13 protein-coding genes are annotated in these 18542 nt (G+C 58.2%); 2 read left to right on the forward strand and 11 right to left on the reverse strand.

The window, feature by feature from the left end; translation table 11 throughout:
* Nucleotides 1-251: 251 nt before the first annotated feature.
* The 4 genes from IB238_RS13830 to IB238_RS13845 form a co-directional block, all read right to left on the reverse strand.
* Nucleotides 252-1745 (reverse strand): lipopolysaccharide biosynthesis protein, encoded by a 1494-nt coding sequence (locus tag IB238_RS13830; RefSeq protein ID WP_348648235.1) that lies wholly within the window; start codon nt 1743-1745, stop codon nt 252-254.
* Nucleotides 1746-1853: 108 nt separating this feature from the next.
* Nucleotides 1854-2732, reverse strand: coding sequence for a sulfotransferase (locus IB238_RS13835; RefSeq protein WP_192247115.1), 879 nt, complete (start codon nt 2730-2732; stop codon nt 1854-1856).
* Between the two features lie 56 nt (nt 2733-2788).
* Nucleotides 2789-4108 (reverse strand): HlyD family type I secretion periplasmic adaptor subunit, encoded by a 1320-nt coding sequence (locus IB238_RS13840; protein WP_192247117.1) that lies wholly within the window; start codon nt 4106-4108, stop codon nt 2789-2791.
* 3 nt (nt 4109-4111) lie between these two features.
* Entirely contained in the window at nt 4112-6406 is a 2295-nt protein-coding gene (locus IB238_RS13845) for a type I secretion system permease/ATPase (RefSeq protein WP_246723551.1), read from the reverse strand.
* A gap of 285 nt (nt 6407-6691) precedes the next feature.
* Here IB238_RS13845 and IB238_RS13850 point away from each other — a divergent pair, with 285 nt between their 5' ends.
* Entirely contained in the window at nt 6692-6982 is a 291-nt protein-coding gene (locus IB238_RS13850; RefSeq protein ID WP_192247119.1) for a hypothetical protein, read from the forward strand.
* 38 nt (nt 6983-7020) lie between these two features.
* On the opposite strand, the gene IB238_RS13855 is transcribed toward IB238_RS13850, so the two are convergent.
* The 6 genes from IB238_RS13855 to IB238_RS13880 all read right to left on the reverse strand — a co-directional run bounded on the left by IB238_RS13855 (nt 7021) and on the right by IB238_RS13880 (nt 15930).
* Nucleotides 7021-8265 carry a polysaccharide biosynthesis/export family protein gene (locus IB238_RS13855; protein ID WP_348648236.1) on the reverse strand — a complete coding sequence of 415 codons (1245 nt, stop codon included), beginning with the start codon at nt 8263-8265 and terminating at the stop codon, nt 7021-7023.
* A gap of 223 nt (nt 8266-8488) precedes the next feature.
* Complete coding sequence (locus IB238_RS13860) at nt 8489-9898, reverse strand: exopolysaccharide biosynthesis polyprenyl glycosylphosphotransferase (RefSeq protein ID WP_192247122.1); 1410 nt, start codon at nt 9896-9898, stop codon at nt 8489-8491.
* Nucleotides 9899-10018: 120 nt separating this feature from the next.
* Nucleotides 10019-11218 (reverse strand): glycosyltransferase, encoded by a 1200-nt coding sequence (locus IB238_RS13865; protein WP_192247125.1) that lies wholly within the window; start codon nt 11216-11218, stop codon nt 10019-10021.
* A gap of 176 nt (nt 11219-11394) precedes the next feature.
* Complete coding sequence (locus tag IB238_RS13870) at nt 11395-13014, reverse strand: hypothetical protein (RefSeq protein ID WP_192247127.1); 1620 nt, start codon at nt 13012-13014, stop codon at nt 11395-11397.
* A 267-nt stretch (nt 13015-13281) separates the two neighbouring features.
* Entirely contained in the window at nt 13282-13845 is a 564-nt protein-coding gene (locus IB238_RS24975; protein WP_192247129.1) for a transcription termination/antitermination NusG family protein, read from the reverse strand.
* A 12-nt stretch (nt 13846-13857) separates the two neighbouring features.
* A complete protein-coding gene (locus IB238_RS13880; protein ID WP_192247131.1) occupies nt 13858-15930 on the reverse strand; it encodes a polysaccharide biosynthesis tyrosine autokinase in 2073 nt (690 codons plus the stop codon).
* A 570-nt stretch (nt 15931-16500) separates the two neighbouring features.
* On the opposite strand from IB238_RS13880, the gene IB238_RS13885 reads away from it, so the two are divergent.
* Nucleotides 16501-16935, forward strand: a complete 435-nt coding sequence (locus IB238_RS13885) for a hypothetical protein (protein ID WP_192247133.1) — start codon at nt 16501-16503, stop codon at nt 16933-16935.
* Between the two features lie 260 nt (nt 16936-17195).
* On the opposite strand, the gene IB238_RS13890 is transcribed toward IB238_RS13885, so the two are convergent.
* Entirely contained in the window at nt 17196-18206 is a 1011-nt protein-coding gene (locus IB238_RS13890) for a radical SAM protein (RefSeq protein WP_281414444.1), read from the reverse strand.
* Nucleotides 18207-18542: the final 336 nt, after the last annotated feature.

Genomic DNA, 18542 nt, shown 5'->3' on the forward strand with positions numbered 1-18542 from the left:
ACTCAGGTTTCAGGCCTGCGACCGCTTCGGCGGACGCAAGGTGATAGCGAGGGCCGATGGCATCGCCGCTGAACGTAGGCCGACTTGCCTATGATCGCTTTTTGGACGCCGCCGTCTTTTGCGGTGAAGGGAGGAGTTGGCCATCGTCGATACGACGGAATGGCCCTCCTCCGAGGGCCCTGAGGGCCGAATGCAACGTGTTGGCGGATCGCCCGCCCGGACCGGGCCACTCGGCCGGACCTCTTCCCCCTTTATCCCGGTCGGCCGCGCTGCAGCACCAATCCAGCAACTAGGCGAACCACGGACTGCCCGTCTCGTCCAAGAAACAGCGACGGCAGGAGCCAGCACAACACCAGTCCCGTGATGCCTGCAGCAATTGCCACATTGAGGAGGAAGATGAGCGGCGTCACCTCGGCTTGGCGCAGTTGGTCCGCCACGACCCAGGACGCCGCTCCGACCACGCCTGCAAGGGCCAACCCTGGGATGTGTGCAGCGACAAATTCGGACCATTGCATCCCGGTGACACGAAGGCTGAGATGCGCCATCAGGATGAAGTTGGCAGCGACGGCCGCGACGACACCGACCGCTACGCCTGATACGCCCCAGAGCTGCCCGATCACTGAACCCAACACGACGGCGATCACGAAAATTGCCTGTCGCCAGGCCCGGGCGTAGACCACGCCGGTTGCACGCGACATGGAGTCGCTAAGCTTGTAGCTGGTGCGGAACAACATCCCAACCGCAAGAATCTGGAGAGGGGCGACAACCGCGTCCCATCCCGGCCCGAGCAGGACGAACACGAGTTCGGGCGCAGCGATCGCGACGACAACGCTGCCCGGCAACACGACAAGCGCGCAAGTCGCAACCGCACTGCGGTAGGCACGGGCGAGTCGAGCGGGCTCCTGCTGCACGAGTGCCATGGTTGGAAAGAGAACGCGATCGAGGATCTGGCCGACAATGACTGCGGGTGTTGTCACAAGCTGAGAGGAAATCGAATACACGCCGAGCGCTTCCGCTCCAAGCCAGCGGCCCACAACGAGCCTGTCGGCCTGGGTGGCAAGGTAATTGCAGATCCGGGCCAGCGTGAACCCGCCACCGAAATAGAGCAGGTCGCCGATTGCGCGCCGTTCCAGCAAAAGTCGTTTCGGATGTGGCTGGCCGAGCAGCAACACGACCATGCGCAGGATATTCTGGGTTACCAGTGCCCCGACGAGCGCCCAGATGCCCCAACCGAGCAAGGCGAACACCGGGGCCGCGACAACGAATCCGACCGCAAACGCAACGGCATCAACGGCCGCCAGCCATTCGAAGCGAAGCGCGCGCTGGGCGACAGCCTGCGCCACCATTGCAACACCCTGGCAAAGGAAGACCACGCAGGTGCCACGCACCACGGGCGTCAGATCGGCAACGCGCAGCATGTTCGCAATAGCCGGCGCCCCAAACCAGACCAGCCCGGCAACTACGAAACTGAGGAGGAGTGCCAAGGTGAAGCCGACCCGAAGGTGGCGCTCATCGAGCGCAGGTAGCTGCACGATTGCAGGAGCAACACCAAGGTTCTCAAATATGGCCGAGAACTTGATGACGACCAGGGCCGCGGCGTAGAGGCCAAATTCATGGGGGGAGAGCAGCCGGGCGAGGACAAATAGCGCAACGACCTCCGCCACCGCGAGGGCCCCCATAGACAGGCCTGTCCAGAGCATGCCCACGACGCTGCGCTTAGCCAGTCCTTGCCTGATATTGCTCACACGCGCTCTCCTTATGCGACCGAACCGAACGCTTCGCTTTTGCAGCTTTCCCAAATCCCTGGTGGTCGGACGCTGAGTTCCACGATGCCAGCCACCGGGTGCGGCACGTCATCGAAGCATCGGAGGGACTTCGTAGCCGTAGTAGCCCATCTCCTCTTGGACCTCCGGTATGATTGCTTTCAGCTTTTCGCGATCGAGGCGGAGCCACTTTTCCTGACGGGTGGGATCGACCATTTCCTTGGCCGCACGAACGATATCGTCGCTGCAGGTCAGTCCGCAGTGATCGTAGATCTGTCGCAAGGTAGCCTCGGTATCCTCCATCAGATCCTCATAGCGACACGTCAGCACACGGCCAGTTCCGAGCTTGGCGAGGTCTTCGCGGGCCTTGCGATTGCCGCGCGCCCATTGCCGGGCGATCACAGCCAGCTTGTCGTTCACTTTCAGATCCAGATCGATTCCTTTGTATCTGGGCCCATAGATCGGCGTATACTTCCCCCTAAGTATTTTCTTCACAATCATTTGCCTTACCAGGGATCCTACATAGTAATGTAGTTGCCAAACCGGGACAACGGAAAGAGTTCTTTTCAGGCCTTTAAAAGTTTTTGTTTTTTGCCACTTCAATTCCATCGAGCTTATAAAAGAGAAAGGATTTCTCGTTATAAAAAGAAACGTTGCCTCTGGAAAAATTTCCTGCACATAAGGCACGCGTAGGACATTCGATGGTGTGTTTTCCATGATCTGGCGGCCGCCGTTCTGCAGCTGAAACTTGAGGAAGCGGCGGCGAATGTAACGGGTGACCTTCTCCGTCGCATCGCTTTCTGCGAACTCATCGTGTTGCCGCCCCGGGTCTGCGCATAGCCACAGCGTCCTGGGTTCATACCAAGTGACCACGTCCGGATGCAGGCCGATCAAATTCTGCGTAATGGTTGTCCCAGACCGGTAATTTCCGATCAAAAAAATCGGAGGCCTCAGCTTCATGGTGGTCATTGCATCCTCCGATTACTGAACAGGCCGGGAGCCAGCTAGCAGTCACAATGCGGCACCTACTGATCCCGGAATGCACGCATCATCTGATCCGTCAGAGGTTTCATCAGATAAGAAACCACCGTGCGATCGCCGATCTTGATGAACACTTCGACCGGCATTCCAGGAACGATCGAGGCGCTGCCGAGGCGCTTCGATTGCTCAAGGTTCAACGCAATCCGTACGACGTAGTAGGTCTCGTTCGTGCGCTGATCGTGCGAGACATCGGCTGCGATCATCGACACGGAGCCCGTTACCTCCGGCGTGCTGTGCTGATTAAAGGCGGTAAATCGAAGAAGAGCACTTTGGCCGACCGAGAGCTGGTCGATGTCCTGCGGAGCAACTTTCGCCTCGACCGTCAGGGTATCGTTGTCGGGAATGATCAGCATGATCGGCTCAGCTGCGCTGATCACGCCGCCGACGGTGTGGACCGCTGACTGATGGACGGTGCCGCTGGATGGAGCGCGAATATCGACGCGCAACAGTTGGTCCTCTGCAGTAACCCTGCGCTCCTCGAATTCGGCGATCTTGGCATCGACCTCGCGCAGCTCGCTCCCGGTCTCACTCGAGAATTCCTTGTCCAGTTGCAGGATCTGGAGTTGCACTTCGGCGATAGCCCCCCTCGCCTGCGCAGTGCTAGCAACCAGTTGCGCCCTCTCGCCCTCAATGCGCGTCGCATCGCGTTCATAGGCAGTCAGCTTCGACATTGGCGTAAGCTTCCTTTCGACAAGGTCGCGAATGCCGCCAAGTTCATCCTTGATCAGCTCGATCTCTTTGCCCTTGGCTGCTTCCTGGGCCAAATAGCCTTCGATCTGCTTTTGGAGTTGCGCAATGCGCTCGCGAAGGCGCGCAATGTTGCCGGATCGTACAACCTGGCGAAGCTCGTAAAGTCTCCGCTCGCTCGCGATCAACGCTGCAACCGCAGGTTCGGCCATCCGCTCGACAAGCGTCTGCGGAAGCGTCATTTGCCCAAGGCCATCGCGCTCGGCCTCAAGACGCGATTTGCGGGCATAGAGCTCATCCAGGCTCTTCGTCACGAAAGCCAGACTGGCGCGGGGAACGACGTCATTGAGCTGTACGAGGAGCTCCCCGGCTTCTACATGGGCACCGTCGCGGACGAAAATCCTGCTGACGATGCCACCGGTCGAGTGCTGAATTTTCTTGTCATTGGTTTCGACGACAACGGTGCCACGGGCGACAATGGCGCCCGAGATCTCGGCTGTTGCCGCCCAACCGCCGACAACGCCGACAAGCAGCACAACGACCGTAACTCCTCCCAGTAGATTGCGGCGAATGGATCGCCGGTGGGAGGCTGATCTGTTTGGCCGGATAGCTGGCATGGTTCAGGTCCGAGGCTTTCGATTCGGCAGCTTCGGCGAGGTGGCAACGAGCTTCAAGCCATCGCTGCTGGCAGGCTGCAATGAGGAAAGCGACGAAAATACCTGATCCCGCGGACCGAACATATGCATCTGTCCCTCCTTCATCACCATCAAGAGGTCTACGGCAGCAAGTATGTTCGACCGATGCGTGACGATCACGACGATGCCGCCACGCGCAGTAATGCCTCGAATGGCATTGCCAAGGGCGTTCTCGCCCTCCACGTCGAGATTCGAATTCGGCTCGTCCAGGACGACCAGGAAAGGATCCCTGTAGAGGGCACGGGCGAGTGCTATGCGTTGACGCTGTCCAGCCGAGAGGATGGCTCCACCCTCGCCAATCTGTGTCTCATAGCCGTTGGGCAGACTGACGATCAGTTCATGAACGCCCGCCGCTCGGGAAGCGGCGACAACAACCTCGGCGTCCGCACCCGGCTCGAAGCGGGCGATGTTGCCGGCCACCGTTCCAGCGAAAAGCTCTACGTCCTGCGGCAGATAACCGATAAGGCGGCCAACGTGCTCCTGCGGCCATTGGTCGAGCGCGGCGCCATCCAGCTTTATTCGACCAGCCGTTGGCCGCCATGCGCCGACAAGCGCGCGAACGAAGGTTGATTTGCCCGAGCCGCTGGCGCCGATGATGCCGAGCCCAGCCCCTGCACTCAGACTGAACTCGATGCCCTGCACGATGATCTGCTGGGCGCCCGGCGCGCCAACGGCAATCCTATCCACGCTCAAATTTGAGCGCGGCATGGGTAGCGCCATCGGCTGCGCCTCCTGGGGCAGACGCGAAAGCAATCGGCTCAGCCTGCGCCAGCTCTGGCGAGCGGACACGAAATTACGCCAGTTGGCGATGGCGAGGTCGACCGGTGCCAGTGCCCGCCCCGCGAGGATTGATCCTGCGATGATGACCCCGGCCGTCGCCTCGCCATGGATCACCAACCAAGCGCCCGCGCCCAGCATGGCGGACTGCAGCATCAGCCGTAAGGCCCGTGAGATGCTGCCCAGGCCTCCTACGACATCGCTCACTCGTTGCTGTTCGGAAATATGTTCGCGGCTCGCCTCCTGCCATTGGTCATGCAGGCGTCGGCCCATACCCATCGCCGCCAGAACCTCCGCGTTCCGACGGCTCGCATCGGCCAAGCTATTCCGCCGGATTCCCGTCAATACAGCAGCCCCCGCCGGCTTGCGTGTAAGTACCTCAGTGGCCGCTGTCACGCTCGCGAGTACAATGGCACCACAAATGGCAGTTATCCCGAGGATGGGATGGAAACTCCATATGATCGCCAGGTAGAAGGGCAGCCACGGCAGTTCGAAAAGCGCATTGGGACCGGGACTCGCCAGAAAGGTGCGAATGCTATCCAGATCGCGCTGGGGCTGCAAACCCTCGCCCTGCTGCCCAACCAGCAAGGGCAGTCGCGCCATGGCGGTGAATACCCGTCCCGAGACCGCCTCGTCCAGTTCGGCGCCGATCCGAATCATGATGCGACCGCGTATTAGGTCGATGATCGCTTGGCCAAGGAAAAGAATGGCTGCCAGTATCGACAGACCAATCAGGGTTGGAATGCTGCGGCTCGGCAGCACGCGGTCATAGACCTGCAGCATAAAGATTGCGCCGTTCAGCATGAGAATGTTGCTCACACCGCAGAAAATGGCGACGGCCAAAAGCGCGCCCCTGCAAGAGCGCAAAGCACCGGCCAATTCGTCACCCGGCGCCGGTCCGAAGCTGACAGAACGCGAATTCGGGGAGGCATTCGCCGAAACACGCGATGCAGCACCTCTCCGTTTCCGCCGCTGCGGAACTGCGAGCAATAATAGCCCCAAGGCTGCGACCACCAGCCAGAGCGAGAGGATATCCAATGAGCCGCTCTGCAGCCTGGACAATTGCTCTGATAGCGCCGCGACGACGACGCCACCGTCGAGCAAGTCGGGCGAAGGAGCGATCGCAAAGCGGGAGAGGACTGTTCGCCACCCGCCATCGGCCGTCAGGAATTCGAAGCCAACCCGGGCGAGCACGATCAGGATCAGGATCCCGCCGGCTATTTGCAAAGGTGTGCCACGGTGACGGCGGCGCGGCCGCTGCTTCTGACGACGCAAGAGCGCCATTCGCTTCGGCTGCGCTGCGCGATGAGCAAGAGCCGTGCGTATGCAGCTTCCCAGCACCACCAGGGCCGCGCCGCAGAGCATGAACAAAATACCGAAGAGAAGATTGTGGTCGCCGAAACCCATGCCCAACGCACCCAAACTGGCAAACGGATCAGGCATACAAAAGCTCAAGACTCGCCTTGCCGAATACAGCGCAGAGGAGGGACCAAATGAGCCCCACCGGTGAACAGGTTGTTCTCTATCTCATCGCGGAGCGACCATTCGGGCTGGCGCCTCGAATGGTTCAGTCGCCAAACTCTGATCCATTCAGGGAAACATCAGCCTTGCCGGTCGAAACTTCGAACACTGTTGCATGACCGTCATTCTTTTCATTCATACTAAATGCCATAGTCGGGGAATCGAGATGGAGGTCATGAGCCAAAGGCTTAGGTAGAGGAACAACAGGTGCTTGAACTCACCGTATTGTTGACGGTTGGCTATCTCGGAGGACGCTTCAGGCACGTCGCCTGGATCTTTCTGTCATCCGGCTTCGTGCTGGTGGGTACGCCCGTCTATCTGACGAAACAACTGGGGATCGCCAGCCCACCGGCTTTGATTCTCCTAACGCTCCTGGCCGTGGCGACCATACAATTGGGCTCATTGATTGGCCTGCTCAGGGCAGCCGCCTCGAATGACGCAAAATCCAGGCTCCGGCGTCCGGAAACGTGGGACGGTTCAAAACGGCCGAGGCTCTAATCGCCATCGGGTGAAAGTTCAGTGGCAGACAGCTCCACTCAAAAGCCTTTCCTGTCGGCACCCGCTGTCGTTTCGGGACCCGATACACTTGGCGTATAGAACCCCCTGCTCGCAACGACCGATACCTCGATGACGTCGCCAGCCCTCACTTCCGTATTTTCATCCGCGATAAGTTCCTGACCCGCCTTCTGGCCGCGCCGGAAAATCGAGATCTTCACCGAACCCTGTAAGTCATCGATCGTCCGGTGCTCGCCATACTCGAAGACGAACAGGAGCTTGTCCATGACGTACCTGAGCTGACTTGTCAGTTTTGCCAGTGCAACCTGCGTATCCTGAGTATCCGCAATCAACTGGAATTCATGCGATTGGTGTTTCCTTCGCAATTCGCTTTCCAAGTTGAGCAGTTCCTGCTGCATACGCGTCTCCTCTAGCTCGGACTGGGTAAGTGCGAGCTGGTAGCTATTGTGCGCGCGTTCTTCTGCTATGATATTCAAATTGGTCAGGAGACCCTTTTTGCGCAGGGATCGAACGGATTCCAATTTTTCGAATTGATCCTTGACAGTCGTTTCCCGCTCCGCCTTCGCGCTGGCGACCGCTTCGGCTGTCTTCTTCGCGCGATCCAGGGAGGCTTCGAGGAAAGATATCTCGTCGCGGAACGCGCCAAGCTGCGCTCTCAACTGCGTCTGTTCGGTCCTAATGATGTCGTCAATCATATTCTGGCCAAGTTCGGCAGGCGGGTCCGGCGGAGCAACGAAGGTATCGACCAGCCTGCTCTCGGCATGGAGCCGGGCCAGTCGAACCTTCAGGCGATACTCTTCAATCGTAAGGCTTGCCCGCTCGCTGCGCAGATCCGCAATCTGCAGTGCCGGGACAGATTCGCCGGCGGTCGTAGGCCGGAACCCACCGGCCAGGGCGAGCGCGTGGCGGACGGTTATTCCCGGCTGGAACGGATAGGATCCAGGGTGAGTGACTGCACCGGAGATGAAAAATGGTCGGTACTGCCCGATCTCTACCATGACGTACGGATCAAGGATTAATTTCCGCTGCTGAAAGGCGCGCTGGATACTCTGAGAAAGTGCAATGGTGGTCAGGCCCCGCGCCTGAACTTCACCCAGCAGCGGAAGGGATATCAAGCCCTGGTCGTCGACCGCAACCTCCAGAGGATAAGCCGCCTCGCCGGGCACCAGCACGCGAATGACATCCCCCGTGTCCACGAGGTAGCCGTCCGCACGAGCAACATCGGCGGCAATCAGGGCGAGGATGATTACAGCAACTCGAAACACGCGGCCCCCTGCCCTTGGCCAAGCCGGGGGAAAGGATCGGCACTTCGTCCAGAGCAGAGTTGGCGACAACGAGCAATCGATACGATACCTCATTGCTTTCCCCCTCGGGGCCCTACCGCGCCTTGTTTCGCCCAGCGAGACACTCCGCGCCCCAACCAAATTTGTCGTTCGTGGCTTTCGTCTTCCGTGCTCGAGGGCTTAGAACCTGACATTGCTCAGGACTTCAAAATGCGTTGCTGTGAACGAGGACGCTCAAGGTCCTGAACAGGATCTTCATGTCCACCCACAACGACCAAGTACGAATATATTCGAGGTCGGCTGCGACCCTGCTTTCGATATCAATTCTTTTTTCGGTGGGGCCACGAAAGCCGCGGACCTGAGCAAGTCCCGTCACGCCAGGCTTTATCGAATGGCGTTGCCAATATCCTGGCACGACCTCCCAATAGAGCGCCCCCTCGGCCGATGCGCCCAACGCGTGCGGTCGGGGTCCCACAAGGCTCATGTCGCCCATGAGAACATTCCAAAGCTGAGGCAGTTCATCGAGGCTTGTGTGACGCAGAAAGTGTCCAAGCCGCGTTACGCGGGGATCGTTGCGCTCGGTGAGACGATTGCCGGTCGCGTCTGCCAGATCGACTCGCATGGTCCTGAACTTGACGCAGTTGAAATATTGGTTGTTGGTACCGATGCGCCTCTGCACGAAGAACGCGGACCCCTGCGAGTCCATGCGGATGAGAATTACTAGTACAGCCACAAGGGGCACGATCACAGGCGCCGCCAGGAAAACGAGTGTCAGGTCAAATGCACGCTTGAGCGCTCGCTTGCCAAATGTCAGCGGTCTCGCAGAGACAACCAATGTCGGCGTGGAGTCGAGGTAGCGGAGCGCCAAAGGCTTCAAGCCGGCAAGACCCGGTTCAAGCAGTTCGGCCTCAAGCCCGATCTGGCCCAGGAGCCTGGCCCACTCATGCTGTTCTTTGAAGGTACGGAATGACAAGACGATCCGATCTGCCCCGGCGACGGCCAGCGACAAATCATTCAGGAAATTCGGATCCGTCTCTATCGGGCGCCAGCCGCGTGCCCGCACGTTGATCATTGTTGCGACGCTGCGATCGCGATTGGCAATGACACTCTCATCACCCAGCAGAACGACCCTTGCCTCGATTTGTTCTCCTCTGCGCAGCGGCCCCATCGCGATGGCCCAGCGAAAGATAGCGAGACCGACGACAGAAAAGCTTAAGAATAGAAGCGTCTCCTCCCATGAGAAGTTGCTTACAACCTTGAAGGTGAGTGCGGCGAGAAGCGAAAGGCCGGTTGCCGCAGCAAGGGACAGAAGCGCGCTTTGAACGGAAGCTGAGGCTATGCGCAATGTGGGAATATGATACGCGCGAAGACTCCAGCCTGCGACCAGGTACGTCGGGAAAACGACATATGCGAGCTTGGGGCTCTCTTCGAGGCTATTCAACCCAGAGTCATACATGTCGGCTGCGATCGCTGCTGTAAGAATTATGCATGAGTCACCCAGTATCGTTAGCGAACGAAACAGGAATTTTATGATGAGACGCACTTTAGTCGGCTCGATGTCGAGCCGAATTGCCCTTCTCCAGGGTTTCCTGGATTCAGCCGATAGTTGAGTCACGATACACCTCCCGACAGGTATTCGGGACGAACCGGTTGCAATTGAAAGAGAATGGCGGCGTCCGACCTGCGCAGAACGACGGGAGCCCTGCTTGCGCAGTTACCAGCTCCTCCAGCCCTGTCATTGCGCGTGCCATTGCGCTCGGTTAGCTTTGGCGCCGGAAAGGCATGGCCCCTGTAGTGATCCCAGGACGGACTCGTAGATACTCTCGACGCTGTCGCACATCCTATCCAGCCCCCAGGACCTAAGGTCGGTGCGTTTCGCGCCTTCCGCCAACTGAGCGCACAATGCTTTGTTCTCGAGAAGATTGGCGACCGCTGCCGCCGCGGCACCCACGTCGTGTGCGGGCGTCACGACGCCGTTGACGCCGGACCAGACAACCTCCTCCAGCCCGGGTAGCTCCGAGACGACACAGGGCCGACCACCCGCCAGGTACTGCATCACAACGCGAGGCAATCCTTCTCGCATCGAGGTCAGCACACACACGTCCGCCAGGTTGATCAGTTGTTCAGGCTCGGAATGATATCCGATCAGACGAATGTTGCTTGCCACCGGGGAGCGTGCGATTGCCGCCTCGACGTCGCGTCGTGCAGGCCCTTCGCCGGCCAGAAGCAACCTCACGTCCGGGATGCGGTCAACCACCTGCGCAAACGCTTCGATGAACTCGACATGGCGCTTCCTGGGCTCCAGCGCCGCCAACATCAACACCACTGGTGGCTTTGGCGCCCCGGGTGCGATACCCAGAAGCGCAGATACTTCCCGCGGCTGTCGAGCGTGCGAGAAGCGCATAAGATCGAAGCCGGAGTGAACGACGTGGTGTTGGTCTGGGCCGCCGATGCGATGGGCGATGCAAATGTCGCGCATCGATTGACTGACGTCGATGAACGCGCGCGTGAACTTCGCCGTTAGCCTTTCAGCCGCAAGAAACATCAGCTTTTGCGCGCGACCGACGTGCAGGAAAGGCAGGATGTGCACGCCATGTATTATGCCTGGAACTCTAGCTTGCTTGGCAGCAAGGCGACCGATGATACCCGCCTTGCTTTGATGGGTATGCACGATATCGGGGTGCCATTCGCACAGAAGGCGGTTTAGTTGCCTGATCGCCGCCGCGTCGCTTGATGGCGATATCGGATGCACCAGCGGGTGGAGGTTCACCACCCGCATGGTTTTGGCAACCGCCGCCTGTAAGGTCGCGTCATATTCATTCCCATGAACCAGTAGGACCTCGTGACCGTGCTTCACCTGCGCGAAGCAACAAGCCAGCGTATTTTCCTCCGAACCTGCCCGATACAGCCGAGTCAACACATGAACGATCTTCATCTGCGTGTATCTCCGCGAGCCTGAATGACTGCAGATGGCGCCTTGGGGCGCACGGGCCGAAGGGCGGATTGGGAGGAGAGGTCTAAAAAAACGCCCGTTTCCCCGACATTACGGAAGGGCATGCATCGCGCCTGTTGAGGCGTCACGAGGGGAAGGCTGACCGCTGACTACGGCCCCTACAAAGACAGCCAGATCTGCTTGAAGAGATCCCTATTGATCGCCTCTGCACTGCCGCTTGCGTCGATACTACGAATGTCTTTATCCAGAGCTCGTAGCTCGGCCATCAGCGCCAACCGCGCCTCGAACCCTTCCTTGCTGATTTCCCCCGGCTTTCGCCTCTGGGAGACAGCAAAATCGGAGACGAGGTGCAACGTCAGATGCGGTTTGCATTCGTCCATCTTTCGGTAAAGTTTCTGCTCGAGCCGAGCAAGCATTGCGACACCGGGGACGGAAGACGGGCTCGACAGGATCATTGGCCCATCCAAATAGCCCGTGCGCTGCGCTTGCGGCCACCGGTCGCTGATAACGATCAGGCCGCGCGTTGCCCATCGATGCACACGCTTCACAACCGCGTATCTTTCGATCGCAATCAAAACGCCCCACAAAGCCAGTCCCACCGCAAGGATCTTCCCCTTTGCACCGCTTCGCTGCTCTTCACAATCGCGCTGGATCTGCGCCTTGAATTCGCGCTGACGGTGAGAGACCAATTGCTGCAACCACTTCCGGAACCACCAACCCTGACCATCGCCGGTTCCGGCATAGGCTTGCTCACAGCCGAATTTCCATCGAAATATCCGGGTCAGCAGATCGACTTGCGTGCTCTTTCCCAGTCCGTCCGGTGCGACAAGGGCCACCACGAGGCCGCCAGCCGAAGGACGCCTTTTTGCTGGAATGGCACCCGGCAGCAGACGGGCCAGAAGCCTTAGCAAAACGTAAGAAGTCTTGCGCATCACATGGACCACTGCATCCGCGAGGCTACTGCCTCCCGAGAACCCGCACCGGTGACGGATCGAACGCCTAAGCCTGGCCAGATCGTCGCAGTGCACCACGAAGCCGTCTTTGCTTGGCCGAATTCTGCAACTGACAGTCCCGTGACGGCCAGCGTATTCGACTACGTGCAAACCCGGTTCGCCGGACCGCATAGGCAGACTCGAAAGCTGGTCTTTCCAACAACCGGGCACCGCAACCCATCGCGTCCACGGCCGTGTCCACAGGCGGAACGCGAAACGGGCAACCGCTAGCCGGACTTCGTCCTCGGGAGAGAGGATTGGGATGGATATTCCGTGCATAGAACTCCGTTCCCATCTTCCAATCCCCGCATAATCGAATGCCAGATAACGCTTCCGAAACTCCCAACCGACGCGGATGCCGATGTGCAAGTCGATATGAAGATAGGCACTGCGCGAAAAATCAGGGATAAACCAGTCCTCTCTGCCGGCGCAGACATTGTCGTAGCAGGAGAGACTTACGCCGCGCAGACCGTGCAACCGAGCCACGATCGCGCAGAAAATCGGATAGTCCTTCTTGTCCAGAAGCACATCCAGATCGTCGCGGCCAGCGAGCGCATCCGGCAGGCTCGCGAGGTCCTGAACGACGCCGTATCTGACACCCGCTGCGTCCAGCGCGGGAAACAGCTCGGCCACGATCGGCAACATCGGGGCCGAATCGGACGGAGGCACGGGAGTACCTGGGTCTTTTTGTGATGCCCTCGCATCAGCCAGGCTACCCGCGACAACCAGTGCCGCTTCCTCTGCGACGCCATTGCGCCGCTCAGCAAAGACATTCGGCGAGTTCACGCTACGCATCCACGCCGCTGCCGATTGCCAGCGCCCCGGCCTTTCGGCCGTCATCGCGCAATGCGTCAGCTTTGGTTGCGTAGCGCTGCGAGAGCATTTCACAATCGATCGCTAGAAACGTCACCTCGGTGAACTCTCCTTACAGGGAGGAAGACAGATACAATATTTCAACAAACCCTGGGGCCGTAAGACATTTTCGCAAGCTACCGCACTGCAGGTGCCGACAAATCGGCACCTTATTGAAACAAGTTAAATAAAAACAATCATTTATTTTATGACCGAGAACCTATCCCTGTCAATATACATTGACACAGAGCGATGCATAATATCCATTAAAATTCTAACCGCACCAGAGCGCCCAACGTAATCCATGGTTGCGAGCTGACCCGCAAACGGACCATCATGAACCCGAATCTTTTGTCCGTACTTAAGTATATCCTTCGGATGCAAAATTCCTTCTTCATCCGTAACTTGCATCAAAGACTCAACAACTCCTTGCGGAACCGGAATAGGCTTGTGGTTAGCCATGATAAGCTTTCGCACCCCAATAGTCGAGTTGATTGGCGACCATCTATGCCGTTGAATATCCAACCCGACGAAAAGGTAACAATCGAAATACGCGGCGCAAACCGTTCTCATGCTCCGCGCATGGCGGAGGGTTCGCCGCCGCTTGGGCAGAAAGGTACGGAAGTTTTGCGATAACAGGTGGCGTTCGGCCAAGCCCTCGCTGCGCTGGTGCGTCTGAACCACGTACCACCGTTCGGCCCGCGCATCGTGTAAATCTTCCAGTGGTTCCGAAATTGGACCATCGTGCGTGTCAATTATCCGCATCGCCACCCCCAGCTATTGAAGATCAACATTGCCTTCGAGAGATGCATAACGGCCATATTTCGGTAGCTTTGACCCGTCGACCATGGTCAGGGCGATGCCGGCGATCTTGGACCGGCCACCCAGATGTCGAATTCCTTCGGCGACCGCCTCGCGCGATGTTTCGCGCCACTTCACTACGAACACTACCTTGTCGACATCTCGCGCAAGGATCGAGGCATCGGCCGCTGGCCCTACGGGCGGCGCGTCAATTATCACCGTATCGTACGCCTCCCGGAACTCATCCAGGATCGAACGCATGCGCGCCGAAGCGAGTAGAGCAGGAGGGTTCAGCGTCTTCGCGCCCGCAGGCAGAACGTGGATTCCGGAAGCTTCATCCAGACTAATTGCCTCTGTCGCATCGATCGGCAAAGTTAGCAGATCGACCAATCCAACATTCTCTGCCATACCGAAGAACGCTGTGGTCCTTGAAATTCTAAGGTCGGCATCGATCACAAGGGTGCGCTCACCGTCAGCGACAGCGGAATAGGCCAGGCTCAAGGCAAGGGTCGTCTTGCCTTCACCCGGCATGGCCGACGTGAGCAATGTGACATTTTGCGAACGATCAGCTTCGGGTATCCCGACCATCCCCAGGCGCAGCCTTCTTACGGCCTCGCTGTATCTGGATAAGGGTTTGCGCTCCAGATGCGCCACCGGCTGCGCCGTGACCTTCGCCGTGCCCGACCACTCCTTCATTTTCGGCATGGAGGCAAGCACCGGAACTGCCAGCATCTCTTCCACTTGGCGCCTTGCCACAAAGCCGGATGTCAACAGCTCACGAAGAAGGGCGCTGGCGCCTCCCAATGCAACGCCGAGAACCACGCCCAATGCCGCAAAGAGCGGCCTATTCGGGAAACTTGGTTCAGCCGGAACATCTGCCCGCGTGATCACCCGCACGCCGCTGTTGAGCAAAGTGGATTTTTCCTCGGCAATCTTGGCGCGTGACAGGAATGTCTGGAAAAGCTCCTTGTTCGCAGCGGCAATCCTCTCCAGATCGCGCAACTGCACGCCAACCTGATCTTCGACCGTTGATTGGTTGGATGCCGACGCAAGGGCGCGGGCCAGCGCAGCCTCGCGGGCTTCGCCCGCCTCGACCTCATTTCTGAGATTGCCGATGAGGCGCTGTATCTCGGCGGCGATCTGATGCTCGATGTCGCGCCGCTCCGCTCGGGCCGTCATTACCGCCGGATGCTGTTCGCCGTATCGCAACAGCAGGTCGGCTTCCTTGCGCGTCACTGCTGCCTGCTGTGCACGGAGTGCGTTGACAACATCCGATTGCACGTCCGGTATCGTCTGAGCGTCTCCTCCCGTCCGAAGCACTTTCTCTGCCTGCTCGAACTTGGAGCGCTTCGTCGCCAGTTCGGCGCGAGCGTTGATGAGCGCTATATTCAGTTCAGACAGTTGCTGCCCGGTTAGGCTACCTGATTGCGTCGCTAACAGATTGTGCTCCATGCGGAACTGCTGGACAGCACCTTCCGAACGGCTCAGTTCCTCGCGCAATACTTGTGCTCGTTCGCCAAGCCACGCGGAGGCCTTCTTTGCGCCGTCATACCGGGACTCGATGCGGTCGGCCACATAGGCCTGAGCAATTGCGTTCGCAAGAGATGCTGCCTTTTGCGGATCATGGGAGGTCACGGAAAGCTCAATGACATCCGCAAGCCCGACGCGCGAAACCTCCACGGCACCCTTGAGCCATTCCAAGGCTTCGGCACCGACATCTTCTGTGAGCTTTTCGCTATCGACGACCTTCTGTAGCAGCGACGAGGACGTCAGAACTGCAAGCTCACTTTCGATGAAAGTCGTATTGTCGCGCACTTCAGAACCATAGTCTTGCGACAAAATATAATCTTTAGGGGCGTCAAGCAAAATTCGGGACACTGCCGTATATGACGGGTTAATCGCGAAGGAGGCCCCCACAAATACCCCGAATGTCAGAGCAGCAATCGCGAGAATAAACCTGCCTTTACTGACAAGAAAATCGAAAATTTCTCGTACGTCGAGCAATTCCGGCCTCGGTGCTACGATCGCTTGATCGGGGGAGCTCTGCATCACCAAATCCCTCCAATATCGACGTCGATAAGCACCACCCGTCCGCACTAGCAAACGGGTCCTGCTGTACACGATCGTCTAGGAAGCTAGTTGATAGCCGCATGCACGCACATCAATACAGGAATCTGCGCCCAATACCTCGCACGTCCAACTCATTCTGCTCTTTGCCGTTGAGGATCACGCTAACGTACACACCACAACTTAGCAGATTTGCGGACAACTGTGCCATCAGCAGTAGTACGTAATAAATTTGAAGCAATGCATGAAAGGACGAACACTCTCTGTCAATCGACAGGCAAAAAGGATGAAAGCGGATACCGCAATAACGGTATGAGTCCCACGAAGACATACACGGATTGGACTGCTGACTACCAGCGTCTCATAAGTGTTAATCGTTGAACCACTACCGGCTTTGACCGTCGCGCGCAGTGTGTCGGCCGTTGCCATTGTAGCCGCTTGAGGGGAAGCCTTCATGAAGGCCTCTTTCATCCGGATAGCCGATAGGCCCCCATGGGTCCGGGCGATTAGATCGTAGCTCAACCGTCTCGGCGAGCCTGAGGTGATGCTGATATGGACACTCTCATCGAATTCGCTTTGGAGCGCGTCGCTTGGGCCGCGGACAAGTCCGGAATCGTTCTGGTACTGTTGGCTACCCTACCTTTGGTGCTTTTACTTGGTTGCGGCCGGGTCCTGAGATACAGCGCCCTTGCGGTGTTTGTCGGGGCTATTACGTTGATTCTGCTTGGCATCGAGGGTTCTTCAGGCGCAGCTGTTGTCATTGTCGCCAATACTTTTCTGATTTCAGCCGCGGTACTTTCCCTGCGGAAACGGTTGGTGCAGATAGAAGCCCACCTCGAGATGGCAATGCTGTCCATCCACAACTTGGAGACCACCGAAGCAAGACGACAGACCTTCAGCGCGAGAAATCCCACCGAGCTTGCCCCCGGGAACATTCGACCGTCGTCGAGGAAGGACGGGAAGCCGCCCGCGCGCTTCAGCACATAGTCGATATGATGGGATGGATGCCCCTATCGGCGAGCCGTCGCACGGCGAAGGCGAGGCAGATGGCAACAGCGCATATCGATGCAATCGACCTGGCAAAGCAAAGATTCCGGGTCATCTGGCATTCGTCAGGAACGTTCTGGCTGGCGGCGACAGACTGAGTGGCGGTCCTGCATCCCGACAAGATCTACGGCTGCGCCGGACACGTCTGCTCGGCAACGGCGCGACAAGGGGCGGCGTTAACCTGACACCATCCCGGCGCCTCAATAGACTTGTGTTGCAGCCGCCTGAGAGGGCGGCAGCTTTTCCGGGTACGGCCGGAGCACGTGCCGGAAGAGACGGCGTTTCCAGTGTATGCGATGTGAGTACTCGTCCAGGGATTCCAGGCGCCAGGAAAAGTCGTTCTTCCAGACATTTGTCGATGAGACCTGGCGCAGGAACGCGGTCCGGTAGATATAGGCCGATATGTTCTGTTGCTGGTGGGTCGGGTCCTTCGTGTTGGCCAGGATGCGGATGCGTCTGTCCTTGCTCTCTGCGATCACGCCCGTAACCGCCTCTCTGTAGGCCGCCAGATCGCGGGACAGATCCGTATTGCGGTACGACGTACCACCGAAGTCGAAGACTGGACGGATCTGGATTGTATCCGGATTGTACCTGCCATAGACCCTAATCAGGTCCTTCACCTGCCGGAGATTGTCCGGATTGACCGTGAAGTTGAGACGCAGCCGAGGCTTCCCGCCAGCTTCCCTCACCTTGGAGAGCATACTGAGCACCTGATGGTGCTGTTCGAATGAGGCTCCCGGCATCAGCGCTTCATAGGTGACCTTTTCGGTGCCATGCGTCGAGATGGTTATCTCGTCCAGTCCCGCATCCGCCAAGCGGCGGATCCCTTGCTCCGTGAGAAGTTGTCCGTTCGTCGTGAAGCCGATGAAGGGCACGCGGTGACGCGTCGCGAGCTCGACCAGCCAGGGATAATCCTTGAACATGGTCGGCTCCATGGATGCGCCGAAGTGCACCTGCAACGCCTGCGGAAAGAGCTCGGCGGCGATGCGCTCGAGGTCTTCCTTGGTCAGCCGGCCCTTCGCATTCTCGGCACGCCAGCGATCATTGGAAAAGAAGCACATTCCGCAGCGCAGGTTACAGGCGTTCACTGGGTCGAGCCTAATTATCGTATAGCGCAACCCCAAAAGTTCCGCGCCTAGAGCCGCCGCGAATTTCAGGCGAGGGCTTTTCACCAAATTGTTAATGCGGTGTAGCGTTTCTGAAGTCGCCATTTCGAATCCGCCTTTCCACACGTAGGGAATCCCTACGCTGCTTCAACGCAAGTTCAACAGACAATGCTTAACCTTGGCGCGCTGGAACGTATCCATCGAACGCGACTACTTGCCTGCAATATTCTGACGCCAATGCCGCATACCTAATATACGCCAACTGCGGCAAAAAATTGCGACTACGCACGGCAGCATCTTGAAAATATCAAGAATTTTTCTAGGAAGACATATCTTATTTGTTGCGACAATTGCTCAGAAATTATATTTACCACGTAATGTCGACACTCAATACTACCCCTTTTTGAGTAGTGCACCATTCTTAATCGGACAGACAGACGG

Source organism: Rhizobium sp. ARZ01 (assembly GCF_014851675.1).
Lineage (GTDB): Bacteria > Pseudomonadota > Alphaproteobacteria > Rhizobiales > Rhizobiaceae > Mycoplana.

Bases quoted from the DNA above. Each gene is read 5' to 3' on its own strand.
- IB238_RS13835 (WP_192247115.1), bottom strand. From the start codon at position 2,732: ATGACCACCATGAAGCTGAGGCCTCCGATTTTTTTGATCGGAAATTAC.
- IB238_RS13840 (WP_192247117.1), bottom strand. From the start codon at position 4,108: ATGCCAGCTATCCGGCCAAACAGATCAGCCTCCCACCGGCGATCCATT.
- IB238_RS13845 (WP_246723551.1), bottom strand. From the start codon at position 6,406: ATGCCTGATCCGTTTGCCAGTTTGGGTGCGTTGGGCATGGGTTTCGGC.
- IB238_RS13865 (WP_192247125.1), bottom strand. From the start codon at position 11,218: ATGAAGATCGTTCATGTGTTGACTCGGCTGTATCGGGCAGGTTCGGAG.
- IB238_RS24975 (WP_192247129.1), bottom strand. From the start codon at position 13,845: ATGCGGATAATTGACACGCACGATGGTCCAATTTCGGAACCACTGGAA.
- IB238_RS13880 (WP_192247131.1), bottom strand. From the start codon at position 15,930: ATGCAGAGCTCCCCCGATCAAGCGATCGTAGCACCGAGGCCGGAATTG.
- IB238_RS13885 (WP_192247133.1), top strand. From the start codon at position 16,501: ATGGACACTCTCATCGAATTCGCTTTGGAGCGCGTCGCTTGGGCCGCG.
- IB238_RS13890 (WP_281414444.1), bottom strand. From the start codon at position 18,206: ATGGCGACTTCAGAAACGCTACACCGCATTAACAATTTGGTGAAAAGC.